The 26,902-nt window shown below is 72.2% G+C and carries 26 protein-coding genes; 14 read left to right on the forward strand and 12 right to left on the reverse strand.

The window, feature by feature from the left end; all coding sequences use genetic code 11:
* Nucleotides 1-56 precede the first annotated feature (56 nt).
* Both CLT68_RS16070 and CLT68_RS16075 read left to right on the forward strand, forming a co-directional pair.
* Nucleotides 57-1,028, forward strand: coding sequence for an ATP-binding cassette domain-containing protein (locus tag CLT68_RS16070; RefSeq protein WP_099851859.1), 972 nt, complete (start codon nt 57-59; stop codon nt 1,026-1,028).
* Entirely contained in the window at nt 1,025-1,855 is an 831-nt protein-coding gene (locus tag CLT68_RS16075; RefSeq protein WP_099851860.1) for an ABC transporter permease, read from the forward strand. Before CLT68_RS16070 ends, CLT68_RS16075 begins: the two co-directional genes overlap by 4 nt.
* Before the next feature lie 130 nt (nt 1,856-1,985).
* Here CLT68_RS16075 and CLT68_RS16080 read toward each other — a convergent pair whose 3' ends face one another.
* The 3 genes from CLT68_RS16080 to CLT68_RS16090 are packed head-to-tail and all read right to left on the reverse strand — an operon-like array spanning nt 1,986 to nt 4,290.
* Entirely contained in the window at nt 1,986-2,975 is a 990-nt protein-coding gene (locus CLT68_RS16080; protein WP_099851862.1) for a transporter, read from the reverse strand.
* A complete protein-coding gene (locus CLT68_RS16085) occupies nt 2,972-3,862 on the reverse strand; it encodes an ABC transporter ATP-binding protein (RefSeq protein ID WP_099851863.1) in 891 nt (296 codons plus the stop codon). The genes CLT68_RS16080 and CLT68_RS16085 overlap by 4 nt, the downstream gene beginning before the upstream one ends.
* Nucleotides 3,863-3,882: 20 nt before the next feature.
* Nucleotides 3,883-4,290, reverse strand: coding sequence for a GntR family transcriptional regulator (locus CLT68_RS16090; protein ID WP_088947160.1), 408 nt, complete (start codon nt 4,288-4,290; stop codon nt 3,883-3,885).
* Between the two features lie 227 nt (nt 4,291-4,517).
* On the opposite strand from CLT68_RS16090, the gene CLT68_RS16095 reads away from it, so the two are divergent.
* Nucleotides 4,518-5,786: an Nramp family divalent metal transporter gene (locus CLT68_RS16095; RefSeq protein ID WP_099851865.1), complete on the forward strand. Its 1,269-nt coding sequence runs from the start codon at nt 4,518-4,520 to the stop codon at nt 5,784-5,786.
* 174 nt (nt 5,787-5,960) lie between these two features.
* Here the strand turns inward: CLT68_RS16095 and CLT68_RS16100 are convergent, their stop codons facing one another.
* Nucleotides 5,961-6,233 (reverse strand): hypothetical protein, encoded by a 273-nt coding sequence (locus CLT68_RS16100; RefSeq protein ID WP_099851866.1) that lies wholly within the window; start codon nt 6,231-6,233, stop codon nt 5,961-5,963.
* A 280-nt stretch (nt 6,234-6,513) separates the two neighbouring features.
* On the opposite strand from CLT68_RS16100, the gene CLT68_RS16105 reads away from it, so the two are divergent.
* The 5 genes from CLT68_RS16105 (at nt 6,514) to CLT68_RS16125 (ending at nt 11,914) form a co-directional block, all read left to right on the forward strand.
* Nucleotides 6,514-7,623, forward strand: a complete 1,110-nt coding sequence (locus CLT68_RS16105) for a ricin-type beta-trefoil lectin domain protein (RefSeq protein WP_099851868.1) — start codon at nt 6,514-6,516, stop codon at nt 7,621-7,623.
* A 256-nt stretch (nt 7,624-7,879) separates the two neighbouring features.
* Complete coding sequence (locus CLT68_RS16110) at nt 7,880-8,989, forward strand: NHL repeat-containing protein (RefSeq protein ID WP_486482196.1); 1,110 nt, start codon at nt 7,880-7,882, stop codon at nt 8,987-8,989.
* Between the two features lie 30 nt (nt 8,990-9,019).
* A complete protein-coding gene (locus CLT68_RS16115; protein ID WP_099851869.1) occupies nt 9,020-10,069 on the forward strand; it encodes a nitronate monooxygenase in 1,050 nt (349 codons plus the stop codon).
* 67 nt (nt 10,070-10,136) lie between these two features.
* The gene (locus CLT68_RS16120) at nt 10,137-11,228 is read left to right on the forward strand and encodes a cellulose binding domain-containing protein (protein ID WP_099851871.1); all 1,092 of its coding nucleotides are present in this window, start codon (nt 10,137-10,139) and stop codon (nt 11,226-11,228) included.
* A gap of 14 nt (nt 11,229-11,242) precedes the next feature.
* Complete coding sequence (locus tag CLT68_RS16125) at nt 11,243-11,914, forward strand: CG0192-related protein (RefSeq protein ID WP_099851872.1); 672 nt, start codon at nt 11,243-11,245, stop codon at nt 11,912-11,914.
* A gap of 42 nt (nt 11,915-11,956) precedes the next feature.
* On the opposite strand, the gene CLT68_RS16130 is transcribed toward CLT68_RS16125, so the two are convergent.
* Entirely contained in the window at nt 11,957-13,993 is a 2,037-nt protein-coding gene (locus CLT68_RS16130) for a glycosyl hydrolase family 28-related protein (RefSeq protein ID WP_099851874.1), read from the reverse strand.
* Between the two features lie 219 nt (nt 13,994-14,212).
* Between CLT68_RS16130 and CLT68_RS16135 the strand changes: the two genes are divergently transcribed.
* The 3 genes from CLT68_RS16135 (at nt 14,213) to CLT68_RS32840 (ending at nt 16,510) form a co-directional block, all read left to right on the forward strand.
* Nucleotides 14,213-15,316 (forward strand): PIN domain-containing protein, encoded by a 1,104-nt coding sequence (locus tag CLT68_RS16135; RefSeq protein ID WP_088947169.1) that lies wholly within the window; start codon nt 14,213-14,215, stop codon nt 15,314-15,316.
* A gap of 278 nt (nt 15,317-15,594) precedes the next feature.
* Complete coding sequence (locus CLT68_RS16140) at nt 15,595-15,816, forward strand: hypothetical protein (RefSeq protein WP_030335934.1); 222 nt, start codon at nt 15,595-15,597, stop codon at nt 15,814-15,816.
* 532 nt (nt 15,817-16,348) lie between these two features.
* A complete protein-coding gene (locus tag CLT68_RS32840; protein WP_158240892.1) occupies nt 16,349-16,510 on the forward strand; it encodes a hypothetical protein in 162 nt (53 codons plus the stop codon).
* A gap of 479 nt (nt 16,511-16,989) precedes the next feature.
* Here the strand turns inward: CLT68_RS32840 and CLT68_RS16145 are convergent, their stop codons facing one another.
* From CLT68_RS16145 to CLT68_RS16160, 4 genes are all read right to left on the reverse strand, one after another.
* Nucleotides 16,990-17,538 (reverse strand): DUF1062 domain-containing protein, encoded by a 549-nt coding sequence (locus CLT68_RS16145; RefSeq protein ID WP_099851875.1) that lies wholly within the window; start codon nt 17,536-17,538, stop codon nt 16,990-16,992.
* Nucleotides 17,539-17,764: 226 nt separating this feature from the next.
* The gene (locus CLT68_RS16150) at nt 17,765-18,826 is read right to left on the reverse strand and encodes a Gfo/Idh/MocA family protein (RefSeq protein ID WP_099851877.1); all 1,062 of its coding nucleotides are present in this window, start codon (nt 18,824-18,826) and stop codon (nt 17,765-17,767) included.
* A 102-nt stretch (nt 18,827-18,928) separates the two neighbouring features.
* Nucleotides 18,929-19,594, reverse strand: a complete 666-nt coding sequence (locus CLT68_RS16155; protein WP_088947172.1) for a response regulator transcription factor — start codon at nt 19,592-19,594, stop codon at nt 18,929-18,931.
* Complete coding sequence (locus CLT68_RS16160; protein ID WP_099851878.1) at nt 19,582-20,874, reverse strand: histidine kinase; 1,293 nt, start codon at nt 20,872-20,874, stop codon at nt 19,582-19,584. Before CLT68_RS16160 ends, CLT68_RS16155 begins: the two co-directional genes overlap by 13 nt.
* A gap of 205 nt (nt 20,875-21,079) precedes the next feature.
* Between CLT68_RS16160 and CLT68_RS16165 the strand changes: the two genes are divergently transcribed.
* A complete protein-coding gene (locus CLT68_RS16165; RefSeq protein WP_099851880.1) occupies nt 21,080-21,847 on the forward strand; it encodes a TetR/AcrR family transcriptional regulator C-terminal domain-containing protein in 768 nt (255 codons plus the stop codon).
* Nucleotides 21,848-21,861: 14 nt separating this feature from the next.
* On the opposite strand, the gene CLT68_RS16170 is transcribed toward CLT68_RS16165, so the two are convergent.
* On the reverse strand, nt 21,862-22,743 hold the full coding sequence (locus CLT68_RS16170) for a helix-turn-helix transcriptional regulator (protein WP_099857234.1): 882 nt from the start codon (nt 22,741-22,743) through the stop codon (nt 21,862-21,864).
* A 130-nt stretch (nt 22,744-22,873) separates the two neighbouring features.
* Here CLT68_RS16170 and CLT68_RS16175 point away from each other — a divergent pair, with 130 nt between their 5' ends.
* On the forward strand, nt 22,874-23,815 hold the full coding sequence (locus tag CLT68_RS16175; protein WP_099851881.1) for an SDR family NAD(P)-dependent oxidoreductase: 942 nt from the start codon (nt 22,874-22,876) through the stop codon (nt 23,813-23,815).
* A gap of 13 nt (nt 23,816-23,828) precedes the next feature.
* Entirely contained in the window at nt 23,829-25,985 is a 2,157-nt protein-coding gene (locus CLT68_RS16180; protein WP_099851883.1) for a hypothetical protein, read from the forward strand.
* Between the two features lie 21 nt (nt 25,986-26,006).
* Here CLT68_RS16180 and CLT68_RS16185 read toward each other — a convergent pair whose 3' ends face one another.
* Entirely contained in the window at nt 26,007-26,399 is a 393-nt protein-coding gene (locus tag CLT68_RS16185; protein ID WP_327650356.1) for a hypothetical protein, read from the reverse strand.
* On the reverse strand, nt 26,399-26,848 hold the full coding sequence (locus CLT68_RS16190; protein ID WP_099851886.1) for a hypothetical protein: 450 nt from the start codon (nt 26,846-26,848) through the stop codon (nt 26,399-26,401). Before CLT68_RS16190 ends, CLT68_RS16185 begins: the two co-directional genes overlap by 1 nt.
* Nucleotides 26,849-26,902 lie beyond the last annotated feature (54 nt).

Consider the following 26,902-nt stretch of genomic DNA (forward strand, 5'->3'; position numbering starts at 1 on the left):
TCCCTACCGTATGTTGTACGGTAACGGCGGTTTGACGCCTGCGGGAGGGAAGCGCTGTGACGACGAGAGACGACGCGATAGTGGCGGAAGGGCTGCGTAAGCGATATCGGGACCGCTACGCGCTGGACGGCTTCGACCTGCGGGTGCGGCAGGGCACGGTGTGCGGCCTGCTCGGCCCGAACGGGGCCGGCAAGACCACCTCGGTACGGATCCTGTCCACCCTGCTGCGGCTGGACGAGGGCCGCGCCGAGGTCGCCGGGTACGACGTGGCCCGCCAACCCGACCAGGTCCGCTACCGCATCGGGCTGGTGGGGCAGAATCCCGCGCTCGACGAGGCGCTGAGCGGCCGGCAGAACCTGGTGCTCTTCGGCCGGCTGTTCCACCTCGGTCGCCGCCGGGCCCGGCAGCGGGCGGACGAACTGCTGGAACGCTTCGGTCTCGCCGACGCGTCCGAGCAGCCGGTCAGCACGTACTCGGGGGGCATGCGCCGTCGACTCGACCTGGCCGCCGGAATGATCCTGGCTCCCGCGGTCCTCTTCCTCGACGAACCCACCACCGGGCTGGACCCGCGTGGCCGCAACGAGGTGTGGGAGTCGGTCCGGGAGTTGGTGCGCACCGGCACCACAGTGCTGCTCACCACCCAGCACCTGGACGAGGCCGACCAGCTCGCCGACCGGATCTCGGTGGTCGAGGCCGGCCGGGTGATCGCCGAGGGCAATCCGGACGACCTCAAGACCCAGCTCGGCGGCGATCGGATCGAGGTCGTCGTCGCGGACCCGACCGACCTCGCCACCGCCGTCGCCCAGGTGCGCCGGGTGGCCGACCGCGAGCCGACGGTCGACGTGGACCGGCGGATGGTGAGCGTCCGGGTCGGTCACCAGGCCGGCGCGCTCGTCGACGTGTTGCGGGCGCTCGACGCCGGGAACGTCCCGGTGGCGAATGTCGCGCTGCGCCGTCCCACCCTGGATGACGTGTTCCTGCACCTCACCGGGCACCGGACCCGGACCGCCGAGGAGATGGCGGCATGAGCGCGACGAGCATGCCGGCCCCGACGGTGGACCTGACCCCCGGCCGGCCCGCCCTCCTGACCGACAGCGGCACCCTGATCTGGCGCGGCCTGGCCCGGTGGCGACGTGATCCCGGCCCGCTGATCGCCTCGCTCGGCTTCAACATCCTGATCGTGCTGATGTTCGCCTACCTGTTCGGCGGCGCGTTGCAGGTGCCCGGCGGCGGCAGCTACCGGGAGTTCCTGATGCCCGGCATGTACGTGATGACCATGGTGTTCGGCATCAGCCTCACCACGATCGCCGTCGCCGAGGACCTGGAGCGCGGGATGACCGACCGGCTCCGGTCGATGCCCGTCTCACCGCTGGCCCCGCTGGTGGCCCGGGCCGTGGCCGACATGCTGTTCGCCCTGGTCACCCTCGCGGTCCTGCTGTTGACCGGTCTCGCCATCGGGTGGCGGGCGCACGGCGGGGCCGGTGCCACGCTCGCGGCGGTGGGACTGATCCTGCTGCTGCGCTTCGCCCTGATCTGGGTCGGCATCTTCCTCGGCCTGGTCACCCGCGGGCAGACGGCCGTGGTGGCCGTGCAGACCCTGGAGTTTCCGCTCGGCTTCCTCTCCAACGCGTTCGTCGCACCGTCCACCATGCCCGCGTGGCTCGGCGCGGTGGCCGCCTGGAACCCGCTGTCGGCAACCGTCGGCGCGACCCGCGAGCTGTTCGGCAACCCCGGTTGGGGTGGTGACTCCTGGGCGGCGCAGCACTACCCGTGGCTGGCGGTGCTCTGGCCGGTCGTCCTGGTCGCGGTCTTCCTGCCGCTCTCGGTCGCCCGCTACCGGCGACTGGCCGGCTGACCCGCTCGACGAATGCGCCCTCGGTGGTCGACCCACCGGGGGCGCAATCCGTTGGCGACGGGCCGGAATCCGACTGCGCTCACGGGTGCTCGTCGAGGCCCCCGCCCCCCGACGAGCACCCGTCGCCCGGCTACGCGATCCGGCGGATCCGGCGCACCGCGAGGTAGAGCAGGAGCAGGGCGAGAGCGACGAAGACGCCCGTCTCGATGCCCTGGAACAGCCAGAACCGGTCCGCCGGTTGGTACAACTGCCAGTTGTACGCGCCCGGCTCAAGTCCCAGTTCCGCACCGCAGACCCGGCCCTCCGGCCCCTTGCCACCCGGCGGGCACTGGATCCGGCCGCCCTCGGCGATCATCGTGCCGTCGGGGTTCCGGACGCCCTGGGCGAGGATCCAGTCTCCCCGGCTGATCTCCGGTGGCCCTTCTCCCTCGATCGGGAAGGTCTGGGTGCGGGCCGGCTGGTAGTGCCGTCGGGCCAGGAGCTCCACCGCCGCCCGTACGCCGATGAACCCGGCGAGGGTGATGCCCATGGCGGGCAGCATCCGCTTCCAGACGGTGCCGGCGAAGACGCCCAGCGCCACGGCGAACAGCGTGTACCCGATCGGGACGATGCCCTGCAGATCGAAGACGATCATGCCGAACCGGCCCTCGTACGCGGCCTGGGTGAGCGGGTCGACCCACCACGACATGCCCAACCCGTAGACCGCCGCGAGGATCACCACGGCCGCGCTCACCAGCCCGAACTTCACCAGAGCCCAGCGGGTGCGGCCGACGCCCTGGGTCCAGACGAACCGGTGCGTGCCGTGCTCCACCTCGCGGGCTACCAGCGGGGCACCCCAGAACAGGCCGACCAGCGCCGGCAGGGTGATCAACAGCACGGCCACCAGGTTGAGGCTGCCGTACTGGTTGCCGAAACGCCGGAAGCCCGCGTCGCAGGCCTCCCGGGTCGCCGTCGTCACATTGGTGTCCGCGAGCTGGCGTGCGCAGTCCGTCAACCCGAGGTCGGCGAAGGTGTGCCGCATCGCCAGGCCGATCGGCACCAGCAGAGCGGCGAGCGCCGCGACCCCCAGCAGGGTGTAGAACGCCTGCTTGCGGTGTTGTCGCCAGGTCAGCCAGATCATGCTGCCACTCCCCACTCGCTGTGACTGGTCTGCGTGGTGCCGTCGGCCAGGTAGGCCAGCACGACGTCCTCCAGGCTGACCTCGCGGACCGTCCAGGCCGGGTCGGTGACCGGGCCGTCGGTGCGGACCAGCAGCGTGGACTGCCGGTCGGTGTGGCTGGCCCGGACCACGGCGGCGACGCCCCCGATGACGCCGCCGTCGTGCCGAGGGCCGACCAGGTGCCGGTGCCCGGCGACCAGGTCGTCGACCGTGCCGGTGAGCTGCACCTGGGCCGAGTTGAGCACGATCAGGTAGTCGCAGACCCGTTCCAGGTCGGCCAGCAGGTGCGACGAGAGCAGGACCGTGGTGCCGGAGTCCGCCACGCTGCCCATCAACGACTGGAGGAACTCCCGCCGGGCCAGGGGGTCGAGGCTGGCCACCGGCTCGTCGAGCAGCAGCAGCCGGGGCTGCTTGGCCAGCGCGAGCGCGAGCGCCACCTGGGCCCGTTGGCCGCCGGAGAGCTTGCCGACCGGTCGATCCGGTGGGATGCCGAGCTGTGCCAGCCGCTGGCGGGCCAACGCGGCGTCCCACCGCTTGTTCAGCTTGCCGCCGGCGATGACCAGTTCGGCGGCGGTGAAGTCCCGGTACAGCGGGGTGTCCTGGGCGACGAACCCGATGTCGGCCAGGCCCTCCGTGTCGCCGTACGGGGATCTGCCGAAGACCCGGACCGCGCCCGCGTCGGGCCTGAGCAGGCCGACGGCCAGGTGCAGCAGTGTGCTCTTGCCCGCGCCGTTCGGGCCGACCAGCGCGGCGATCCGACCGGCCGGCAGGTGCAGCGAGCAGTCCCGCAACGCCCAGGTGCTGCCGTACCGCTTGCCCACCCGGTCGGCCTCCAAGACCATGTCCATTCTCTGTCCTCTCGTTCCGCTCATGCGTGCTCCTTGCGCGGGACGTCGTCGGCGAGGGTGGCCCGCAGGGTGGTCTCCACCAGGGCGATGACGTCCTCGGCCGTGAGGCCGGCGGCCTGCGCCCGGTCCAGCCAGGCGACCAGGTCGTCGCGTAGCTCGGCCTGGTTGGGCAGGGAGGCGCCGGCCAGGGTGCGCTGGACGAACGTGCCCACCCCGGGTCGGCCGCCGACCAGACCCTCGATCTCCAATTCCCGGTACGCCTTCAGCACCGTGTTCGGGTTGATCGCCAGGGATTGCGCGACGTCCCGAACCTTCGGCAACTGGTCGCCCGGCGTCAGCAGGCCGACCCGCAGAGCCTGTTTCACCTGCTGCACGAGCTGCATGTAGGTGTTCACCTTCGACCGGCTGTCCAGTACGAACTCGATCACTCGCGATGATCCTTCCTGTTGTCCTACGACAGTAGGACTAATAGACAGCTTCATCGGCGGTCGGGGTGCTGTCAAGGCCGGCGCGGCGTGTCCGCTCCGGCACGGCGCGTCACAGGCGATGTCCCCGCGTGTCGATGGCGGTGGCACCGGCAGGCCAGAGGTTGGCACCGACGGGTCAGCCCGAGGGGAAAGGACCGGCAGCGATCCGTATGAAGGGGAGGTGTGCGATGGTCACCAACGAACTGACGACGTCGAGGGCGACTCCACTACAGGTGGCCCGCGCACGTGGGCGGGTACGCGGCCGGTTGATCCTGCTCGGCCCCGCGTTCGTCGCCGCCGTGGCGTATGTCGACCCAGGCAACTTCGCCACCAACTCCGCCGCCGGCGCCCGCTACGGCTACCTGCTGGTCTGGGTCGTGGTCGTGGCCAACCTGATGGCGATGCTGGTGCAGACACTCACCGCGAAGCTGGGTCTGGCCACCGGGCGCAGCCTTCCCGAGCTGTGCCGGGAGCGGCTGCCCCGGCCGGTGAACCGGGTGATGTGGGTGCAGGCCGAGTTGGTCGCCATGGCCACCGACCTGGCCGAGGTGATCGGCGGCGCAGTCGCCCTGTACCTGCTCTTCGGCATCCCACTGCTGCCCGGCGGGCTCATCATCGGCACCCTCGCGTTCGCCGTGCTCGCGCTGCGGTCGCGCGGATTCCGCGCCTTCGAGATCGCCATCGCGGTGGGACTCGGTGTGATCGTCCTGGCGTTCGCGGCGAACCTGCTCGCGGCCAACTCCGATCCGGGATCGGCAGTGGCCGGCCTGGTGCCTCGGCTCCAGGGCACCGACAGCGTGCTGCTGGCCGCCGGCATCCTCGGTGCCACCGTCATGCCGCACGTCATCTACGTGCACTCCGCGCTGACCCGTGACCGCATCCCCGCCAGCGACGACACCGAGCGCCGGATCCTGTTCCGTGGCCAGCGCACCGACGTGCTGCTCGCCCTGAGCGCGGCCGGCGCGGTCAACCTCGCCATGCTGCTCATCGCCGCCGCCAGCTTCCGCGGCGGTGGTCCGGTCGGCGCGGACAGCCTGGAGGGCGTGCACGCCGGGCTCGGCCAGACCATCGGCACCGCTGCGGCGTTCGGCTTCGCCATCGCCCTGCTGGTGTCCGGGCTCGCCTCCACCAGCGTCGGCACCTATGCCGGCGAGGTGATCATGCAGGGCTTCCTGCGGCGGCGGGTCCCACTGCTGCTGCGCCGCCTGGTCACCCTGCTGCCCGCCCTGGCCGTGCTCGCCATCGGTCTCGACCCGACCCAGGCGCTGGTGCTGTCCCAGGTCATCCTGAGTTTCGGCATCCCGTTCGCGCTGATCCCCGTGGTCGCCTTCACCCGCCGACGCGACCTGATGGGCAACCTGGTCAACCACCCGCTCACCACCGCCGCCGCGTCCCTGGTCGCCGTCCTGGTGGTCGCGCTCAACGCCTTCCTGCTCTGGCAGGTCGTCGCCGGCTGAGCCTGGCTGGCCGGCTTCGCCGGTTGGTCGGGCGTGGCTGGTTGAGCCGAGCCTCCGGGCGGCGACGTCCGCACGAGCGTGATGCCTGTGAGTCATCTTGATGACTCACAGGCATCACACGCGTTGGCGGCCCTGCCCCCCGGGCATGGACGGCCGGGCCGGCGGCGTGCGTGGTCAGGTGCGACGGCCCTCGTCGCGGGTGGGGATTTCCTGGCGCTGTTCGAGGGCGTCGGCCGGGTTGGCGTCGGCCGGCAGCGACGTCGCCTCCTCGAGCGTGCCCGCCGGGAGCGCGCCCTGCTCGGCCAGATCCGCCTCGGACGCTTCCGGGTCGACGTCACCCGACACCCGGTCCGGCGGCCCGTAGTCGACGGCGTTCTGCCGCTGTTCTTGGGCATCCGCCTCCGGGGGCGGAAACGTGTCGCCCTGATCATCCCGGTACGTGCTCATCGGAGCCTCCTGACCGGCGGGTGTCGACATGCCGCCGGGCTGCTGCCTACCCGCCGCTGCCGCTGGCACGCCTGGGTGGAGGCGCCTCGTCAGTCAGCCGGGACTGGTGTGCGGGACCGTTCGGCGCAGCCAGCGCGGCGTTCGGCTCCCGTCCGTGCCGTTCCCGGTCCGGGGCACCCCGGCAATCGTCAAGCATCAATGGATGTGTCGGGCGTCGCTGGTTCTCGGCGGACCGCACCCCACCGAGGTTCCGGACCACCTGCGAGGAGAGGGAACACCCATGCGATGGAACGCACGACGGGCCGCTGCCGGCGGCTTCGGACTGGTCCTCGGCGCCGTGCTGGCGCTGGCACAGGTCGCACCCGCCCAGGCCGAGTCGAACGGCGGCGTACGCGTGATGCCACTCGGTGACTCGATCACCGACGGGTACAACGTGCCCGGCGGGTACCGGATCAACCTGTGGCAGCGCCTGGCCGGTGGCGGTTACACGGTCGACTTCGTCGGCTCGGGGTTCAACGGGCCGGCCAGCCTCGGTGACCACGACCACGAGGGTCACTCGGGCTGGCGCATCGACCAGCTCGACGCCAACATCGTCACCTGGTTGCGGGCCACCGACCCACGCACCGTGCTGCTGCACATCGGTACGAACGACGTGAACCAGAACTACGACGTGGCCAACGCGCCGGCCCGCCTCTCCGGTCTCATCGACAAGATCAGGTCGACGGCCCCGGGTGCGGACATCTTCGTCGCCACCATCACGCCGGAGTCCGACCCGAACCGGGAGGCCCGAGTACAGGCGTACAACGCGGCGATCCCCGGCATCGTGGCGCAGAAGGGCAGCAAGGTGCACCTGGTCGACATGCACGCCGCGCTCACCACCGCGGACCTCGCGGACGGCGTCCACCCCAACGCCGGCGGGTACGACAAGATGGCCGCCCGCTGGTACGACGCGCTGCGCTCGGTGCCCGACAGCCTGGTCCCGGCGGGCGGGCCGCCGGTGGGCACCCCGGTCGGCCTGGTCAATCCCACCTCCGGGCGTTGCCTGGACGTCTCCGGCGCCAGCACCACCGCTGGTGCCCCCACCATCATCTGGGACTGCCACGGCAACACCAACCAGCGCTGGACCCGTACCGCCGCCGGGGAACTGCGGGTCTACGGCGACCGGTGCCTGGACGTGAACGGCGGAGCCAGCGCCGACGGCACCCGGGTGCAGATCTGGACGTGCAACGGCACCGCCGCGCAGCGCTTCACCTTCCGCACGGACGGGACGATCGTGCTCACCTCCGCCGGTAAGTGCGTGAGCGTGACCTCCGCCGGCACGGCCAACGGCACGACCACGCAGCTCCTGACGTGCAACGGCACCGGAGCGCAGCGCTGGTCCACCCGGTAGCGGACGCCCGTCCACCCGGTAACGGACGCCCGGCCGGTCCCACCCCGTACCCCGGTGGGACCGGCCCTGGGCGGCCTGTCACCGGCGCGCGGTCGCGGCCCGCGGCGGTCAGCCGACCGGGGCCTCCAGAATGAGGCGGAGCGACACTACATCCACCAGGGGTGCGGGCGCGTACCCCCGATGACCGCCGCCGGTGGCCGGGATCGGCCAGGATGGGCGGGTGGCCGGGTCACGGCCGCGACGAGGAGGGTGGGCGATGCGGGTACGCGGGCGGTTGAGGTGGGGGCGAGGTGCCCGTGTCGGGGCGGTGCTGGCGGCCCTGCTCACCGGCGTGGTGACACCTGCCGTGCTGCTCTTGCCAGGGGTGGCGGGCGCGGCGGCGGCCGGTGCGCCGGTGTGCCAGATACGCGACGACCGGCTCAAGGAGATCTCCGGGATGGTCGCCACCGACGACGGGTACGTGGTGGTCAACGACGGCGCCGACGACGAGGCCCGCCGCCGGATCTTCTTCCTCGACCAGCGCTGCGCTGTGGTCCGGACGGTGTCGTACCCGTCCCAGCCCCGCGACACCGAGGACCTGGCCGTCGGCCGGGACGGCACCGTCTGGGTCGCCGACATCGGCGACAACGACCGCTCCCGCACCAGCGTCGCGGTGTGGCGGCTCGCGCCTGGAAAGGACAAGCCGGTGCTGCACCGGATGGCGTACCCGGACCGCCCGCACGACGCCGAGGCGCTGCTGCTCGACTCGGACGGCCAGCCCCTGATCGTCACCAAGGGCGGCAGCGGCACGGTCTTCCTGTACGCGCCGAGCACCGCGCTGCGGCCGGGCGCGACGACACCGCTGGCCCCGGCCGGCCAGGTGTCCCTGCCGATGACCGACACCAGCAACCCGTTCTCGTTCATCGGGCGGGGTGTGGTCACCGGAGCGGCGAACGCGCCGGACGGGCGTCGGGTGGTGCTGCGCAGCTACGCCGACGCCTTCGAGTACGACGTGCCCGACGGCGACGTGGTCAAGGCGTTGACCTCCGGCACCCCGCGGATCACCCCGTTGCCGGACGAACCCCAGGGCGAGTCGATCACCTACAGTCGCGACGGCGGGTCGTTGCTCACCGTCTCCGAATCCGCCGACCAGCCGCCGGGGACCCGCCCGACGATCCTGCGTTACCCGGCCACCGACGGGCCGGTCACCGCCGCGAACCCGACGGGGTCCGCCGCCCCGGTGTTGCCCACCGCCGTCCGTCCGATCGCCGAGGACACCATCGGCCTGGGTGGCCGGACCTGGCTGCTGGTGGCCGGAGGCGGGACCCTGCTGGCCCTGCTGGCACTGGCCGGTGTGCTGCGGTGGAGGTACACCGCGCGTCCGTGAGTGGGCGGGTCGGTGCGGCAGGATGGGTCCATGTCCGTGCTGTCCACGTTGCGTCACCCGATCGTCGCCGCCCCGATGGCCGGCGGCCCGTCCACGCCGGCGCTCGCGGCAGCCGTCTCCGCGGCCGGTGGGCTGGGCTTCCTGGCCGCCGGGATGATCGACACCGGCCGGCTGGTCGCCGACGTCGCCGAGGTCCGTGCGCGCACCGACCGGCCGTTCGGCGTCAACCTCTTCCTGCCCGACCCCGGCGGCGTCGACGAGGCCGCCATCCAGGCGTACGCGCAACGGCTCGCCCCGCTGGCCGCCGAGCGCGGGGTGAGCCTGGGCGCACCGGTGGGCGGCGACGACGCGTACCCGGAAAAGCTGGCCGCGCTGCTCGCGGACCCGGTCCCGGTCGTGTCCTTCGTGTTCGGGCTGCCCGACCGGGCGGTGGTGGCCGCCCTGCGCGAGCGGGGCACCGAGGTGTGGGCCACCGTCACCCGCCCGGACGCCGCGACGGCCGCCGCGGGCCTGGGGGTGGACGCGGTGGTGGTGCAGGGCACCGAGGCCGGTGGGCATCGTGGCGGCCTGCCGGACGACGACGACTACGCGTTGCTTCCGTTGCTCCGCCTGGTCGCCGCTGGTTGCGACCTGCCGCTGGTGGCAGCGGGCGGCATCGTCGACGGCCCCGCGGTGGCCGCCGTGCTGGCTGCCGGCGCCGCCGCCGCGCAGCTCGGCACGGCGTTCCTGCGCTGCCCGGAGGCGGGCAGCTCGCCGATGCACCGGGCGGCGGTGGCCGGTGCCGCGCCGACCGCACTGACCCGGTCGTTCACCGGCAAGCGGGCCCGTGGCGTGGCCAACGACTTCCTGCGTCAGCACGACGCGGCAGCGCCGATCGGCTACCCCCAGGTGTTGCACCTGACGCGTCCGCTGCTCGCCGCCGCCCGCCGCGACGGGGACGCGTCGGTCGCCAACCTGTGGGCCGGGCAGGCGCACCCGCTGGCCCGGGACCTGCCGGCGGCCGAAGTGGTCACCGAGGTGAGCGCCGGGGCGCGGGCGGCGCTCGCCGCAGTGCTCGAGCGGTCGACCCGCTGGGGATGACCAGGACGCCGGCAACCGGCCCTGCCGGGCCGGGGCGGGTGGGCCGGAGACCCGTTAGAGTCTCGCCGTGATCGAGATCGGTGCGCAGGTCGAGCTGTCCCACCCACCCGACCGGGTCTGGCTCGCACTGACCGATCGGCAGCTGCTCGGCCGGTGGTTCGCCGACGCCGACACGGTGGAGGGCGTACCGGACCGGCTGCTGCTGCACACGGCCGGGTTGCCCGGCTTCGAGGCCAACGTCGAGGTCGAGGTGACCGAGCGGCGGGAGCCGGAACTCCTCGTCCTGGCCTGCGACGAGGCCGGCCGGCTCAGCGAGCTGACCTGTGCGGTCACTGCCACCCGGCAGGGCTGTCGGCTGGAGGTGCGGGAGGTCACCACGCACGGCGCGTGGTCCGCCGAACAGCACGATCCACGCGAGCAGCAACTCCGGCAGGCGCTGACCGTACGGTTGCCGGCGATCCTCGACTGGCTCGCCTTCCAGCAGGTAGATCTGCGCCGCGGCGACGGCGGGATGACGGCGGAACTGCCGTTGGTCGCCGTGTCCGGTGGGCCCTCCCGTGCCCGTCGCCGTCGCCGGCAGGTGGCCGCCGCGCTGGTCGGGGTGGTGGCCGTCGGAGGGGTGGCGGCGTGGGTGGCGCTTCCGGCCGGATCGGAGCAGCGCGCCGCGCCGCCCTCGGCCCCGTCGCCGTCGCCGTCGCCGTCCGCGACACCCGTCGCGGTCGCCGCCACGCCGCGGCCGACGACCTCGGTACGCCCCTCGCGAACGGCCGCGTCGCCGACCGCCCGTCCGAGCCGGAGCCCGTCGGCGAAGCCCTCGCCGACCCTCACGTCGGCGCCGCCGCCCCCACCGCCGCTGACGGCCAGCTACGACACCGACTCCAGCCGGCTGTTCGGCTATACCGGCGAAGTGGTGCTCGGCAACCCCGCCGCCACCGCCGTGGACGGCTGGGTGGTGGTGGTCAGCCTCGCCGACGGCAGCACCGTGGACGACGTCGACGGCGCGGACTGGCGACAGAACGGGCGGTCGGTCGCCTTCACCGGGGCGGCCGTGCCCGCCGGTGGGTCGCAGACGTTCCGCTTCGACGTACGCGACAACCGGCCGAAGGCCCGGGAACCGGAGACCTGCACGGTGGACGGCAACCCCTGCGCCGGCCTCTGACCTAGGCTGCGGTCATGGCACTGCTGCACCGGGCCACGCTGCGCCCCACGAAGCTCGACCTGCTGGCGGCCTGGCTGCCCAGCCAACCCTGGTTCCTCGGGCCGACCGACGTCGCTGGCGAACTGGCCGGCGTTACCGGCGGTCTGACCGGCGCCGATGTGGTGAGTCGGGGCGCGTACCGCTTCGACGACCCGGCCGACGAGGTCGGCATCGAGACGATGCTGGTCGGCACCGCCGACGGGCCGGTCCACCAGGTCCCGCTCACCTACCGCTCCGCGCCCCTCGACGGTGCCGACGACTGGCTGGTCGGCACCACCGAGCACTCGGTGCTCGGCACGCGCTGGGTGTACGACGGCAGCGCGGACCCGGTCTACGCCGCCGCGCTCGCCCACGCGATCCTCGCCGGTGGTGGCCAGGCTGAGCAGTACTTCGAGGTGGACGGTCGGCGTGAGTTGCGTGAGCCGACCGTGACGATCACCGTCAGCGGCGCCGGGGACGCCGACGTGGCGCCGGTCGGCGCCGTGCGTCAGGTGGTCGACGAGGACAACACCACCATCGTCACCGACTCCGTCGACCTGGTCGTCCTCCGTCGGCCGGGCGCGGGCGACGCCACCGGGCCCACCCTGCTCGGCAGCTGGAACGGGCAGCCGACGAGCGTGCCGCTGGCGTACGCCAGAACGCGGTGAGCGTGCGGTGGGCGGCCCGACGAGTCGGACCGCCCACCGCGTTCACCACTGCGCCGGAGGCGGGGGCGGCGACACGGGTGGCCGGTCGTCGCAGGTGATGGTGTTGGGCAGCAGCCACGGGGCGAGCCAACCGCCGTCGTTGCCGCCGAGGTCGGTCAGTGTGAACTCCGAACCGGCCGGGGTGAAGTGGAACGAACCGCAGTTGTTGACGCCGACAGCGCCCACGTTGCGGGCGTCCACGTTGGCGAACGAGGCGGACCCCGCCGTACGGGCGCTGAGGACGGAGGTGCCGGTGCCGTCGACCCGGACGTCCCGGAACCGCACGTTGCTGATCGAGTAGAGGTCCTTCACCGGCCAGTCGCTGACCAGCATGATCGCGTTGTACGTGCTGTCGAGGTATGCGTCACCGGTCACCTGGACGTCCGCGTCGATGCTCCGGTCCAGGGCGAAGATCCAGATCGCGCCCAGCCCGATGTTCCAGTTCAGCTCGTACGTGCCGGCGCGGGCGGTGGTGTTGCTGGTGAACCGCAGGTGCCCGGTGAACGGCTCCGCGCCGAAGCGGGAACCCGCGTGGATGGCGCTGCCCTCGCGGACCGGGTCGGCGACGAGGTTGTGCGAGACGGTGGTGTCCGTGCCGCCGTAGATGGCGATGCCGTTGGCCAGCGTCGGTGACTGCACCGTGTTGTGGTCGAACGTGTTGCGCGCGTTCGCCGTCTTCTCCGACCACATCGCCAGGCCGTCGTCGCCGGTGTTGCGGACGAAGTTGTGGGCCACGACAGAGTCGGTCACACCAGTGTGGAAGTTGAGCGCGTCGGCGATCTGGTCGACGATGATGTTGTTGGTGACCCGGACGTTGCGCATCGGCCCGTCGAACCACACGCCCACCTTGGTGTGGTGCAGGTAGAGCCCGTCGATGGTCGAGTCGCTCATCGCGCCACCGATCGCGTTGACCTGGTCGGTGTCGATGCGTTCCCGGACGTCTCCCTCGATCGCGAAGCCGGAGAGGTGGACGTTGCGGCTGCCGCCGTCGGCGGCGTCGCGGCCGTAGAACCCGACGCCGGTGTGCACCGAGCCGTCCGGTGCGGGGGTCGGCAGGGCGACCTCACGGCCCTTGATGATGGTGTGCCAGTTGCCGGCGCCCTCGATGGTCACGTCGTCGACGGTGATGTGCCGGTTGACCTGGTAGGTGCCCGGCGGGATGTAAACCTTGAGGTGGGTGCGCCTGGCGAAGGCGATGGCCCGGTCCAGCGCATCGGCGGAGTCCCGCCGGCCGGTGGGATCGGCCCCGAAGGCCAGCACGTTCGCCGCGAGCAGCCGGACGTGCGGTGGCGCGACCAACTCGGAGTCGAGCAGGTCGATGACGGTCCAGGCGGCGGCGCTGCCGGGCGGCGCGGTGAGCCGGATCTTGTCGCCGGCCCGGTAGGTGCGGCCCAGCAGGAGCCGCTGCTCGTCGTAGAACTGGCCGGGCCGGAACGGCGTGCTGATGCTCGGGGCCGGCGTGGTGGCCGACGGCACGCACTGGCACTCGGTGATCCACCAGTCCGGGTGCAGCAGCCCGGCCTGTGGGTCGTTGGTGAACGGGTACTGGTTGTAGAGCCACGAGTACTGCGACGTGAGCGTCATGGTGCGCACGTGCTTGCCGTTGACCGCGACCCGCAACGGCGCGGTGATCCCGCCGCCCTGCGGCGCGTCCGGGATGCTGTACCGCACGGTGATCCCGTTGGCCGCGCTGGGCAGGACGAACTCCACGTACTCGCCGGGGGTGAGCCGGACCGCCCGGCGGCCGGAGGCCTCCGCGGGCAGGGTGTAGGCGGACCGGTCGGGGCCGATGACCTCGCCGGTGGTGCGGGCGTTCTCCGCCTCCTGCTCGACGAAGTCGACGTCCGCGCCGCGCCCGGCGACCAACGCCGGGTCGAGTGCGGCCCGGGTGACGACCGGCTGGGCGCCGGCGGACGCGGATGGACTGGCGGTGGCCACTGTGGGCCCGGCGACCAGTACGGCGAGGCCGGCCGCGAGCGCGACAGCGGTGCCGCCGGGCCGGCCGGGGCGTCCCCGCGCCGGCATGAGGCTGCGAAACATCGGTGACCCTCCTGGGTGGGTGGTGGTGGAGGTCCGCCCGGCGTTCCCCCGACGCCCGACATTGATCGTCATGATGCAGCACCACACATCGCACTGCAAGACGACTATCGAACAATGAAAATAACGGGCTATCAGGCCGCAAGAAATGGACGGTCGTCGAGTTGAGGTCTCGCGCGTCGCCTGCCCCGCCCAGCTCACGCCGGGCGTAGGCTGGCCCTCGTGGATCAAGAAGACCGGATCGCCCTTTTCCTCGACTACGAAAACCTCGCGTTGGGCGCACGCGACAACCGTGGCGGCGCGGACTTCGACTTCCGGCCCATCGCCGACGCGCTGGCCGAACGAGGCCGTGTCGTGGTCCGCCGTGCGTACGCCGACTGGTCGTACTTCGACGAGGACCGCCGGATGCTCACCCGGTCGCACGTCGAGCTGATCGAGATCCCGCAACGGATGGGCGCGTCCCGTAAGAACGCCGCGGACATCAAGATGGCCGTCGACGCGATCGAGCTGGCCTTCGAGCGCGACTACATCTCGACATTCGTGATCTGCAGTGGCGACAGCGACTTCACCCCGCTGGTGCACAAGCTCCGCGAGCTGAACAAGCGGGTCATCGGTGTCGGGGTCGAGGGCTCCACGTCGGCACTGCTCCCACCGGCCTGCGACGAGTTCCTCTACTACGACCGGCTGGAGGGTGTGGACATCCCGCCGACCCGCAGCCGGCGGGGCCGTTCCAGCCGGCCGGCCGGCACGGACCAGCGCCCGCCCGAGCCGGAGCAGGAGCTCGAACGGGAGCGCGAGCCCGAGGTGGACCGTCGACCCGCCGGCGAAGAGCCGGGACGGGACGTCGACGCACTCGCCGTGCTGGTCGCCCAGACCGTGGCCGGGTTGCAGGGCAGCGCCAACGGCGACGTCACCGCCTCCCGGCTCAAGCGCACCCTGCTGCGTAAGGACCCGACATTCAGTGAGTCCGACTACGGCTTCCGCACCTTCGGGGAACTGCTGCGGCACCTCGCCGAGCAGACCGTGATCGAGCTGGCCGAGGGCCCCGCGAAGGGTGACCCCGAGGTCTCGCTGCCCGAACACGGCGACCGGGAGGTGGCCTTCGGGCTGCTCCGCGGTGTGGTGGCCGAGCTGGGCAGCAGCGGCAACCCGGTGGCGCTGTCCGGGTTGAAGAACCAGCTTCGCCGGGCCCGCCCCGACTTCAGCGAGAAGAAGCTCGGCTACCGCAGCTTCCTCCAGTTTTGCAAGGCCGCGGCCACCGGGGGAGTGGTCGATTTGCGCTGGAGCCCGGAAGCCGACGACTACCTGCTCACCACCCAGGGATGAGCACCGCCGCCGATCACTCCCTGTGATGTTCACATCACAGGCGAGGGCCGCTCGCCGCACCCGGCCCTCGGGGCAGGGCGGGTCGGCAAGCGCCCTGACCGGTGTACTCAGCGATATCTCAGATCCGCCTGATCCGCCACTCAGGGCGGGGAGGATCCGCCCTCGCGGTTCCTCCCTGTCACCAGATCGGTCGAAGTGCGCCTGAATTATGGCTATCGCCCTGGTATCCACCCGCCTGCGCCGTACCCTCGACGCAAAAATTGCTATACGGTCGGCGAATGAAGGTCGAGGAGCATTGGTGGAACGGAGACACGACCCCGCGCGGGCGCCGGGACGTGTATATCCGTACTGACGGGCAGGGTTGGGAGGTCCGCGCCCAGATCGGTGGGGCGTCGGGTCGTGAGCGGGTGCAGCAGTGCCCAAGCCGGGCCTCGGCGGCCATCCTCGCCGACGCATGGCGCGGCACCCACCCTTCCTGGCGCGAGCTAAAGCAGCGCTGATCCGGCTCCGGGCCGGGCCGGCAACGCTCCTGGGCTCCAGCCCGGCGCGCTCGCCGGCCGGCCCGGTGCTCGGTGCCCAGCGGCCCGGCGTTCGGCATCCAGGGGTCCGGTGCTCGGCACGCAGTGGTCCAATGCTCGGGATCCAGTGGTCCGGTGCTCGGCATCCAGCCAACTCGGCTGCGGGCGGCCGCCGACGACGTCTTCACCGCTTCTGCGACATGACCTGCGCGACGTTTGCCGCAGGTGCCGGCACACAGTCACGTTGCGACCGTCCCGATCGAGGCAGCCGCCTGTTTCCTGAGGGCCGCGGTCTCCGGGGTCGCCGAGGACGGTTGGTCTTCTCGATCGGTTTGATGCGCAGTGGCGTCTGTGTACCGGTGTCCCCGCCGTCAGGCCGGGTACTCGGAGGTCCCCGATCGCGGGTGCTCGGAGGCGCCCGGTCATGGCTGCTCGGAGGCACCCGGTCATGGGTGCTCGGAGGCACCCGGTCGAGGGTGTCGGAGGTTCCCGGTCGCGCCCGATGGAGGTCGCCATGTCGCACGGTCCCGACGAGGAGAACCCCAGGCTCGACAAGGAGGTCCGGGAGGCCGAGCGTCGGCTCGGCGACGACGCCAAGCCGTCGGACGACGCACTGACCGACGACGACGCCCGGGTGCCGGACGACGCCCTCTCCGAGCAGGACCCGGGAACCTAGCCGGACGAACCGTCCGTGAACCCGACACGTGCGCTCCCGACCGACCCGGCGCCGGCCGGCCGCCCGCGCGCCGGCGATGCCGCCAGCCTCGCCCGTCAGGCCCTCCGCCCGCCAGCGCGTCAGGCCGCCAGCGCGTCAGGCCGCCAGCGCGTCGGGCCCCCCGCCCGTCAGTCCACCGACTCTCAGGCCATGATCGGCTCGGCTTTCTTGAAATCGGGGTGTCGCAGGCGGTCTGACACCGCGACTTCATGAAAACCGAGTCGATCAATCGCACGCCGGCAACCCGAGACGGGCAAATCAGACAGAGTCCCGTCGACGGGCAAGTCCGGCCGACGGGCAAGTTCGGTCGACGGGCAAAGTCCGGTCGACGGGCAAGTCTGGTCGGCGGGTGAAGTCCCGTCGGCGGTGCGCGGGTGGAACGCCCAGGGGCCTGCCCGGCGGAAGATGCCGGACAGGCCCGTGGCCGTAGGGAAAAGCGGTCAGTGCTTGAGGGTGAACGTGAAGTCGCCGGAGAGCTTGCCGTTCAACCGGAGCGCCGAAACGAGCTTGCCCTGGACGATCAGTCTCTCGACCTCGCCTCGGGTAAGACCGCAACCTTCAGCGATCAGTCGTACTGGTCGGACCGGGATCCGCGCCGCGAAGCGGACCGAGACGTCGATCGTCTCGCCGTCCGGGTGATCCGATCCGCCGGTGTCGAGGCGCCAGGCGCCAGTCCAGTCGAGGGCGATGCGGTTGGCGCGCTGCACGTCCGGATCCTGGAGCAGATCGGCTGTCAGTCCAGGGTCGTTGCCGTGCAACCGATCCAGCAACTCCGGTGGGATGGTGCGAACGGTCATTCGCTCCAGGACGGTGAGCTTTGCCGTCTCCCCGCAGGCGGTGCAGAGCGCGAGGAGCCAGACGTCGATGAGTTTGTGGTTGGCGTTGACTCGAAATTTTCCGCTTGGCCGGAGGCGTTCGGACGCGCACGAGCGGCAACGGCGGTTGATGAGTGGCAGGCAGGTGGGCACGACGGCCCAGTTTCTGAGCACAGAGGTACACCGGTTTCAGTGAGAGGTCCGCAGCAAAAAGGAGCGCGGCGCACACGGCGCGACGCGCGACAGATCAGCGCTTGGGATGTCTCACAGGGTGTACAACGGCACGTCCTTGCCTAGACGACCTGGTTCCGCGCACGGTAACGGCGCCCAGCGGCGCCGATCCACTGGTTTTCGAGCGCTTCAGGACCGTCCGACCGGACAGGTGCCGGTTACGACAAGGTCAGACGGTGGGGACCGGCAGCACCGCGCCTTCGACCGCGGACCGGTGGGCCAGCTCGATCAGCTCGACCGTGGCGACCGAGTCCCGTGGGTCCACCGGCATCGGCGCGCCGTCGCGCAGCGCCGTCGCCACCTGCGCGTAGAAGCTCTGGTACGCACCGGGTTCCGTCGGCACCGGTCGCAGGTCGCCGTCGACACCGAGCTTGCCGAACCGCTCCGGCGGGACCTCGCCCCAGCCCGGCTGGTCCGGCCGGCCGCCGTCGTGCAGCGCCGCTTCCTGCACGTCCAGCCCGTACGTCGTGTAGCCGGCCCGGTCGCCCAGCACGCGCAGGCGGGGGCCGAGTTGAGCGGTGACCGCGCCCATCCACAGGTGCGAGTGGACCCCGTTGGCGTGGGTCAGCGCCACGAAGGCATCGTCGTCGACAGCTGCGCCCGCGCGGCGACGGTCCACCTCCGCGTAGACGCGGTCGACCCGGCCGAAGAGCTGCACCGCCTGATCGACGAGGTGGGCGCCGAGGTCGAAGAGTGCGCCGCCGGCCTCCTCGGGACTGGCAAGCTCCCGCCAGCCTGGCTTGATCGTCGGACGGAACCGCTCGAACCGGGACTCGAAGCGCAGCACCCGCCCCAACTCGCCCTGCTCGACGAGGCGGCGGGCGGTCAGGAAGTCGCCGTCCCAACGCCGGTTCTGGAACACCGTCAGCGGCACCCCACGCTCGGTCGCCTCGTCGACCAACGTGCGACCCTCGGCAGCAGTCGCGGCCAACGGCTTGTCGACGACGACCGGCAGGCCGGCTGCGAGCGCCGCCCGTGCCATCGGCACGTGCAGCCGGTTCGGCGTGGCCACCACGACCAGGTCCAGAGCGTCCGGCGTACGCCAAAATTCGTCGGCGTCGTCGACCAGGCGGGCGTCCGGGAAGTGCTGCCGGGCCTGCTCGCGCCGCTGCGGGTCGCGGGTCACGATGGCGGCGAGCCGCAGCCCGGGCGTCGCGGCGATCAGCGGTGCGTGGAACACCCGGCCCGCCAGCCCGTACCCCAGCAGGCCAACCCGCAGCGCCTCCGCCATGCCGTGCCCCCATCTCCCTGGTCCGCGCCCGACGTGGCGGCGGTACCGCTGAGGAAAACCTATCGCCCCGAGCGGCCCGACCCGATCTCGGCCCGACGCTGGTCAGCTCGCCGGGTCGGCCCGCAGGTAGGTGAGCACCGCCAGCACCCGACGGTTGGTGTCGTCGCTCGGTGGCAGGTCGAGCTTCAACAGGATGTTGCCGACGTGCTTGCCGACCGCCGCCTCGGTGACGTGCAGCCGGAGGGCGATCGAGGCGTTCGACCGGCCCTCGGCCAGCAGCGCCAGCACCTCGCGCTCCCGGGCGGACAGCGCGGCGAGCGGATCGCGGGGGCGGTGCAGCAGTTGCCGGACCACATCCGGGTCGATGGCGGTGCCACCGGCCGTGACCCGGCGCAGCGTGTCGACGAACTCGGTGACCTCGGCCACCCGGTCCTTGAGCAGGTACCCCACCCGTTGGCCGTCTCCGCTGTCCAGCAGCGCCGCCGCGTACCCGGTCTGCACGTACTGGCTGAGCACCACGACGGGGAGGTGGGGTCGCTCGGCACGCAACGCGACGGCCGCGCGCAGCCCGTCGTCGCGGCGGCCGGGCGGCATCCGGATGTCGGTCAGCACCAGGTCCGGTTCGTGCTCGCGGGCGGCGTCGAGCAGGTCCGGCGCGGAGCCGACCGCGGCGCAGACCGTGAAGTCGAAGCGGGTCAGCAGCGCGACCAGGCCCTCCCGCAGCAGTACCTCGTCCTCGGCGAGCACCACCCGGGTCAGCGACGGCACGGCAGCTCCACCCGGACCAGGGTAGGCCCGCCGGCCGGGCTGGACAGCAACAGCCGTCCGTCCACTGCGGCGACCCGGTCGGCGAGACCGGTGAGGCCCGTACCCCGGGTCGGGTCGGCACCGCCCCGGCCGTTGTCGGACACCTCGACCACGAGGGCGCCACCGGCCCGGGTGAGACGGACGTCCGCGCTGGTCGCGCCGGCATGCCGGACCACGTTGCCGAGAGCCTCGGACACCACGAAGTACGCGGTGGTCTGGACGATCTCCGGTAGCTCGTCGTCGAGGTCGGCGCGGACGGTGACCGCGACGGTGGCCGCGTCGGCCAACTCGCGTACGGCGCCGGCCAGGCCGAGGTCGGTGAGGCTCTGCGGCCGGATGCCGTGCACCAACTGGCGCAGCATCACCATCAGGCCCCGGGCCTGCTCGTGCGCCACGGCGAGCGGCCGGGCGGCGGGGGAGTCCTCGGGTACGTCCAGTCGGGCCAGGCCGAGCTGAAGGGTGAGGCTGGTCAGTCGCGGCTGCGCGCCGTCGTGCAGGTCCCGTTCGATCCGGCGGCGTTCGGCCTCGTACGCGCCGACCAGCCGGGTGCGGGACCGGGCGACCTCGCGCAGCGCCGCGGCGTCGATCGGCGAGGCCAGCGCCCACCGGGCCACGGCGGCCTGGGCGGCGGCGAGCAGACCGACGGCGTACCAGAGCACCGGGATCAGCAGCACGCCCACGATCGCGTACGGGATGGCTTCGCCGGTGGTGTCGATCGGCTGCCAGATCACGACGGGTTGGTTGGAGTCGCCGGCCAGCCAGGGGCTGGTGATCATCCCGAGGTCGAGCAGCACCACCACCAGGAACACCCAGTACGCGACCGGGGCGACCCCGCCGAGCCAGAACAGGTACGCCACCTCCCGCCACCCGGCGGCGCTGCGGTAACGGGCGGCCAGGCCGGGCCACGGTGACGTGGGCAGTGGGCGGCCGTCGACAAGCCCCAGCCGCCACCGCTCGATGACGGCCACCGGGAAGCTCATGAGCGGCGCCAGCGCCAGCAGGGTGAGACTGCCGACCGCCAGGAACAACATGAGCGGGATGCCCGGCGGCCGGCCGTGCAGCAGCAGCGCGTTGAGGGCGGCGAAGAGGGGCGCGCCGATGACGAGCAGCCCGACGGCGAGCACGCCCGCGATCGGCAGTGTGCTGACCAGGTAGGCCAGCGCCCGCCACGGCCAGGCGGAGACTAGCCAGTCGCGGCGACGCAGCGCCCTGGCCAGGTGAGAAGGGCTTTCCGGGGTCATGCCAGAGACGCTAATCGGGGACGACCACGCGCCCCAGCCGTCCAGATCCACTTTCCGGGGTATGCCCAGCACTACCCACCGAACGCCCGTGCGGCGCTGTCCGACGACCGCGAGGCGTTTCCGACCGGCCCTCGGCGGCTGCGCGTGGCCATCGGCCAGCCGCGCGGCGTACGTCGTACGCCCGCGTTGTTAGGATGGCCGCACCATGGCGAGTGAGCGCAAGGCGACCGCGGACCCGGCCCGCAGCCTGGCCATCCTCTGGCGCACCCGGGAGCCGACCAGCCGCAGCGCCGGGCCCGGCCTCAGCGTCGACCGGATCGTCCGGGCCGCGATCGACATCGCCGACGCGGAGGGTCTCGACGCGTTGACCATGCGACGCGTCGGTGAGGCGCTGGGTGTCGGCACCATGTCGGTCTACACGTACGTGCCGGGCAAGGCCGAACTCGTGGACGTCATGGTCGACACCGCGTACGGCGAGATGCCGCGACCCGAGGTCGAGGGTGACTGGCGGGCCCGGCTGGAGCGGATCGCCCGCGACAACCTGGCGCTCTACCAGCGGCATCCCTGGATGCTGCGGGCCGAGACGACCCGACCGGTGCTCGGCCCGCACCTGCTGGCCAAGTACGACTACGAGCTCGGCGCGGTCGTCGACATCGGTCTCAGCGACGTCGAGATGGACGCGGTGCTCACGCTCGTCCTCGGCCACGTGAAGAGCGCGGCGCGGGCCGCGTCCGAGGTGGTCGACCTGGAGCGCCAGTCCGGCATGACCGACGGCCAGTGGTGGCAGTCGCACGCGCCCTGGCTGGAGACGTTCATGACGGCCGGCAGCTATCCGATCGCCTCCCGCGTCGGCACAGCGGCCGGACAGCAGCACGGTGCCGCGTACGGCCCGGAGTACGCCTTCGAGTTCGGTCTGCAACGCGTCCTCGACGGGATCTCGGTGGTGGTCGCCGAGAGGGCGGCCAGCCGGTGACCGGCCCTGCAGAGCTAGCCTGATCCGTCGCCGTCGCCGTCGCCGTCGCCGTCGCCGTCGCCGTCGCCGTCGGGTGCCGCGCCCGCCGCGCTTCGGGCCAGCCGCGCGAGCGAGCGCGCCGACGGGCCACCCGGCTCGGCGTGGTAGACGACCAGCGACTGGGTGGTGCCGCTGATGGTGAACTTCTCGTAGCGCAGCTCCAGCTCGCCCACCCGAGGATGCCGGAACACCCGTAGACCACCGCCCGCGCGAACGGTGACGTCGTGTCGGGCCCACAACCGCCGAAACCGCTCGCTGCCGGCCGTCAGCTCCTCGACCAGCTCGGTGAGCCGGGGATCGTCCACCTCGGCGCCGACCTGTGCGCGCAGGCCGGCCACCGCGTTGGCCGCGACGGCCGTCAGGGCCGGGTAGAGGGCCGGCACGCTCGGGTCCAGGAAGACCGCGCGCAGCAGGTTCACCCCGGCCGTGAAGATCGGTGCCAGCGCGGTCGCGACGGGGTTGGCGAGGAGCACGTCCAGGTGTCGCCCGTGCACGAAGGCGGGGGTCTCGCTCCACGAGCCGACCAACTGCCGGATGCCCAGGGGCACCCGCTCCTGCCGGCGCGCCGCCGGACGGGCCGGCGCCGGCCGGGCCAGGCCGTACAGGTGCGCCGCGGCCTCCGCGTCCAGCATCAGTGCGCGGGCCAGAGCATCCAGCACCTGCGTCGACGGGTGCCGGTCGCGGCCCTGCTCCAACCGCAGGTAGTAGTCGACGCTGATGCCGGCGAGCAGGGCAGCCTCCTCGCGCCGCAGGCCGGGCACCCGCCGACGGCCGTGCGCGGGCAGCCCGACGTCACCCGGCCTGATCAGCTCGCGCCGGGCACGCAGGTATTCGCCCAGCGGGCCGGCTGTGCTCACCCGCTCATCGTAGGAGCCGCCACCGGTGCCCATCCTGGTCCTGCCAGTCCCAGGAAAAGCAGGGATCCGGCTGGCACCGGCCGCCTGGGTGACAGTGTCGGGGTAAGCGTGATCGAGAGACGGGACAGCAATGACAACTCGGATCAACACTCCCTTCGGTTTCGCCTCGACCGCCGACGAGGTCCTCGCCGGGGTCGACCTGACCGGCAAGCGGGCCGTCATCACCGGAGGCGCCGCCGGCATCGGCGTCGAGACGGCCCGTTCGCTCGCCGCCGCCGGCGCCGAGGTGGTGCTCGGGGTACGCCGGGTCGCCGCCGGCGAGCAGGCCGCCGCCGACATCGCCGCGAGCATCGGTGCGGACCGGGTCAGCGCCCGCGAGCTGGACCTGGCCGACCAGGACTCGGTACGCCGGTTCGTCGCCGGCTGGGACCAGCCCCTGCACATCCTGGTCAACAACGCGGGGATCATGGCGCTACCCGAGTTGGAGCGCACCGCCGAGGGCTGGGAGATGCAGTTCGCCACCAACTTCATGGGGCACTTCGCCCTGACCGTGGGCCTGCACGACGCGCTCGCCGCGGCCGGTGGCGCCCGGTTGGTGTCGGTCAGCTCCAGCGGGAACCTCTTCTCCCCGGTGATCTTCGACGACCTGCACTTCGCGTTCCGGCCCTACGACCCGCTGCTCGCGTACGGGCAGTCCAAGAGCGCCGAGGCGTTGCTCGCGGTCGAGGCGACCCGCCGCTGGTCCGGTGAGGGCATCCACGCCAACGCGCTCAACCCGGGCGCGATCGCCACCGGGTTGCAGAAGCACACCGGCGGGCTGCGTACGCCCAAGGAACGGCAGAAGACCCCGCAGCAGGGTGCCGCCACCTCGGTGCTGCTCGCCGCGTCCCCGTTGCTGGACGACGTGGGCGGTCGCTACTTCGAGGACTGCGCCGAGGCGGCGGTCGTCACGGAGCGCCCTGCCGACTACACCGGTGTGGCCGCGTACGCCGTCGACCCGGGTAACGCCGAACGGCTCTGGAATGTCGCGTCGGACCTGATCTCTCATCGCGTCGGCACCACCGGCCGCTGAGTACGACGCGCCGATGGATGACACGCCGCACCAGCAGCGGCCCGGTCGGCAAGACGTCGTGGAGTTGCGGGTCCACGGCGTGTCGGGGGCGCGACCCGAGCAGGTCCTCGGTCGGGCGCACGTCCGGCAGGTCGCGGGTGACGACAGCGGTGGTTTCCACCGCGCCGCCGAATCGGAGGACGCCGAGCCCGACGGTGTGACGCTGGAGGCGTACCGGTGGGGTGACCTGCCCTCCGGCACCGTGGCCCGGACGCTCTCGCTGGTCTTCCTGTTGCCGTTCATGCTCAGCAACGTGGCGGTCTGGATGCGGCCGACCGACCGTCGCAGCGGCGCCGGGGTCACCGTGCTGTGCCGGCTCCTCGCCCTGAACCTCACGGTGCTGTACGTGGTGTCCATCGGCGGGGTGGCCCTCGACCTGCTCGCCTGGCGGTGTCTGGGCGCGGCCCGGTGCCGTGGTCCCTTCGACACCATGGCGGGGTTGGACGGACGGGAGGTCGGGCCGCGGTTGGCGGTGCTCGCCCTGCTGCCGATCGCCGCCGTCGCCTTCCTCCGGCTGCTGGGCACCCGTCGGCCCCGTCCGGCCGGCAACCCGTTGTGGGCCGTCGAGCCGATGGTGGGACGGCTGCGTGCGGTCCACGTCGCCGCCGCGCTCGCGGTGCTCAACCTGATGCTGCTCGTGGCCCGGACCGCCGGCGGTGCGACGGCCTCGACGACGGTGCTGCTGACGCTCAGCGCGGCGGTGCTGCCGGTCTGCGCCGTTCTGCTCGCCGTCCCCGGCCTCCTGGACCGGGCGGCGACCATGCGGATGGTCACCCGGACCGCCAGCACGGTGGGCGCGGTGGCCGTTGCTCTGAGCGTGGCCACCCTCGTCGCCGTCGCCCTCGACGAGCGCCCCTGGCCGTCGTCGGACGGGCTGCCGGGCTACGACGAGGTCGCGAGCTGGGCCCTGCTCACGCAGATGACGCTGCTGGTGGCGCTGAGCGTGCTGGTGCTGGGGCACCACGGTCGGGGAGACCGCCGCAACGCGCTGCCGCAGGGGTTGGGCGCGGCGGTGGTCGCGGCCATCGCGGTCGGCCTCGGCAGCGCGTTCGCCGCCAACCTCGTCTACCAGGCCGGCAACCTGCTCGGCGGCTACCGCGGCGACGGTGGGCCGCCGCTGCCGTACCAGTGGACGCTGTTGGCCTTCTTCGTGCACGTCATCGCGGGCGTGGTGTTGTGCGGTGGGCTGACCCTCCTGTCGCGACGCCGCCGGTGGCGGGCGGCGGCGGCGATCACCGCCCGCGACTTCCCGGCGGTGGGGCCGGAGGGCGCCGAGCGCCTGCGACAGGTGACGAGGGCGGTCGCCCGCGCGCGGTTCGTCGAGTGGCTGGGACTCCTCGCGATCACGTACGCGGCCCTCTCGGTGATCGGTCTGGCCACGAGCCTGTTGAGGCTGACCGACCTGGCGCCGGACCAACTGGCGTGGCGTGTCCTCGGGCTGCCAGCCGGGGCCGTCGGCATGGGTCTAGCCCTGGGCAGTTATCTCGTCGCCGCGGTGCTGGTGGCCCTGATCCTCGGAGGCGTGTTCGCCTACCGCACGGCGTGGTTCCGCCGGCACGTCGGCATCCTGTGGGACCTGGGGACCTTCTGGCCCCGGGCCGCGCACCCGTTCGCACCGCCGAGCTACGCCGACCGTGCGGTGCCGGAGCTGGCCGACCGGATCACCCACCTGACCGAGCGGCACGACGGGGTGCTGCTCTGTGGGCACAGCCACGGGTCGGTGCTGCTCGCCCTCGCGGTGCTGCGGCTGCCCCCGCGGGTACGCCAGCGCGTCGTCCTGCTCACCTACGGGTCGCCGCTGGACCGCCTGTACGCCCGGCTCTTTCCGGCCTATCTCAACGAGACGGTGCTCCGCGCGGTGGGGGACCGTGTCGAGTGGCGGTGGCTCAACCTGTGGCGGGACACCGACCCCGTCGGTGGTTGGATCTTCGCCCCGCACCGGCCCGGCGATCCGCCTCCGGACCCCGCCGACCCGGCCGGCCGGGTCGACCGGCGGTTACGGGACCCACAGGGCCTGCTGCCTCCTCCGGGGGAGCGCCGTCCGCCACCGGTGCGGGGGCACCATCCGGGCGAGTCCGATCCCGACTTCCGGGCGGCGATGAGCGAGCTCGCCCGACGCCTCCGTCACTGAGGCTTCCCGACCGCGTGCCGGTCACCGGTCCTCGGTCGACCTGTCGGTCTCCGCCACCGTCGCTCGGACCTTTCGCAGTGTGGCATCGGGCGCACGGATCGCGGCCCGCCAGCGGTCCAGCGTCCGGTTGAGGATCCGGACCAGGAACTGCAACTGGTTGACCTGCTCGCGGAGGACGTTCAGCTCAGAGCGGGCGTTGAGCGCCTCACCCTCCAACTGGGTGATCCGGGTCTGCAACGGCTGCACCAGGGTGAGGGCGGCCTCGGTGAGGGTGTCGGCGGCATCGGCCTTGAACTTGCCCCGTTGCACCACCACGGTGGCGATCGCGGCCAGGCCGGTGCCGCCGCCGAGGATGCCGAGCACACTGAGCACCATCTGCACCCAGTGCGGTGCGGCCGGCGCCGGAGAAGTCATCACGTGATACCCGCCTGCAACTGTTCGTAGCTCACCAGCTCGCATGCCTGGGCCAGCCTGCGCAGGTCGACGGCGATCTGCGCCGCCCGCCAGAGCGACCCGATCGTCACCGCGACGACGAACGACGTCGCGACGATGGACTGCCGGCCGGACATGGCCACCACGGACACCGCGTACATGCCGGTGATCGTGCCGAGCACCAGCACCGACGCGAGTTCGATGCCCAGCCCGGTGGAGAGCCGGCCGGGCCACACGATGCCGAGCAGCCCGCCCACACCCACCGCGATGAGACCCAGCTCCCAGGCAACCTGGATGGGGACGGGCATGGCCGTCTGCACGGACGTCGGCCGGACGTCGAGGGTCAGCATCAGCACGCCACAGACGGGTGCCGCGGCCAGGACAGCGATCTCGTAGGGCTGGTGGCGGGATCGGATACGGAGGTTTCCCACGGCAACTCCTTGGTCGAGGACCGGCGTCCAGCAGCGGCCGGTGGGCCGGTGCCG

It is taken from the genome of Micromonospora sp. CNZ299, assembly GCF_002754415.1.

Coding starts and splice junctions, on each gene's coding strand:
- CLT68_RS16075 (WP_099851860.1), top strand. CDS start 1,025: ATGAGCGCGACGAGCATGCCGGCCCCGACGGTGGACCTGACCCCCGGC.
- CLT68_RS16080 (WP_099851862.1), bottom strand. CDS start 2,975: ATGATCTGGCTGACCTGGCGACAACACCGCAAGCAGGCGTTCTACACC.
- CLT68_RS16085 (WP_099851863.1), bottom strand. CDS start 3,862: ATGGACATGGTCTTGGAGGCCGACCGGGTGGGCAAGCGGTACGGCAGC.
- CLT68_RS16095 (WP_099851865.1), top strand. CDS start 4,518: ATGGTCACCAACGAACTGACGACGTCGAGGGCGACTCCACTACAGGTG.
- CLT68_RS16100 (WP_099851866.1), bottom strand. CDS start 6,233: ATGAGCACGTACCGGGATGATCAGGGCGACACGTTTCCGCCCCCGGAG.
- CLT68_RS16105 (WP_099851868.1), top strand. CDS start 6,514: ATGCGATGGAACGCACGACGGGCCGCTGCCGGCGGCTTCGGACTGGTC.
- CLT68_RS16110 (WP_486482196.1), top strand. CDS start 7,880: ATGCGGGTACGCGGGCGGTTGAGGTGGGGGCGAGGTGCCCGTGTCGGG.
- CLT68_RS16115 (WP_099851869.1), top strand. CDS start 9,020: ATGTCCGTGCTGTCCACGTTGCGTCACCCGATCGTCGCCGCCCCGATG.
- CLT68_RS16125 (WP_099851872.1), top strand. CDS start 11,243: ATGGCACTGCTGCACCGGGCCACGCTGCGCCCCACGAAGCTCGACCTG.
- CLT68_RS16130 (WP_099851874.1), bottom strand. CDS start 13,993: ATGTTTCGCAGCCTCATGCCGGCGCGGGGACGCCCCGGCCGGCCCGGC.
- CLT68_RS16140 (WP_030335934.1), top strand. CDS start 15,595: ATGAAGGTCGAGGAGCATTGGTGGAACGGAGACACGACCCCGCGCGGG.
- CLT68_RS32840 (WP_158240892.1), top strand. CDS start 16,349: ATGTCGCACGGTCCCGACGAGGAGAACCCCAGGCTCGACAAGGAGGTC.
- CLT68_RS16150 (WP_099851877.1), bottom strand. CDS start 18,826: ATGGCGGAGGCGCTGCGGGTTGGCCTGCTGGGGTACGGGCTGGCGGGC.
- CLT68_RS16160 (WP_099851878.1), bottom strand. CDS start 20,874: ATGACCCCGGAAAGCCCTTCTCACCTGGCCAGGGCGCTGCGTCGCCGC.
- CLT68_RS16165 (WP_099851880.1), top strand. CDS start 21,080: ATGGCGAGTGAGCGCAAGGCGACCGCGGACCCGGCCCGCAGCCTGGCC.
- CLT68_RS16175 (WP_099851881.1), top strand. CDS start 22,874: ATGACAACTCGGATCAACACTCCCTTCGGTTTCGCCTCGACCGCCGAC.
- CLT68_RS16180 (WP_099851883.1), top strand. CDS start 23,829: ATGGATGACACGCCGCACCAGCAGCGGCCCGGTCGGCAAGACGTCGTG.
- CLT68_RS16185 (WP_327650356.1), bottom strand. CDS start 26,399: ATGACTTCTCCGGCGCCGGCCGCACCGCACTGGGTGCAGATGGTGCTC.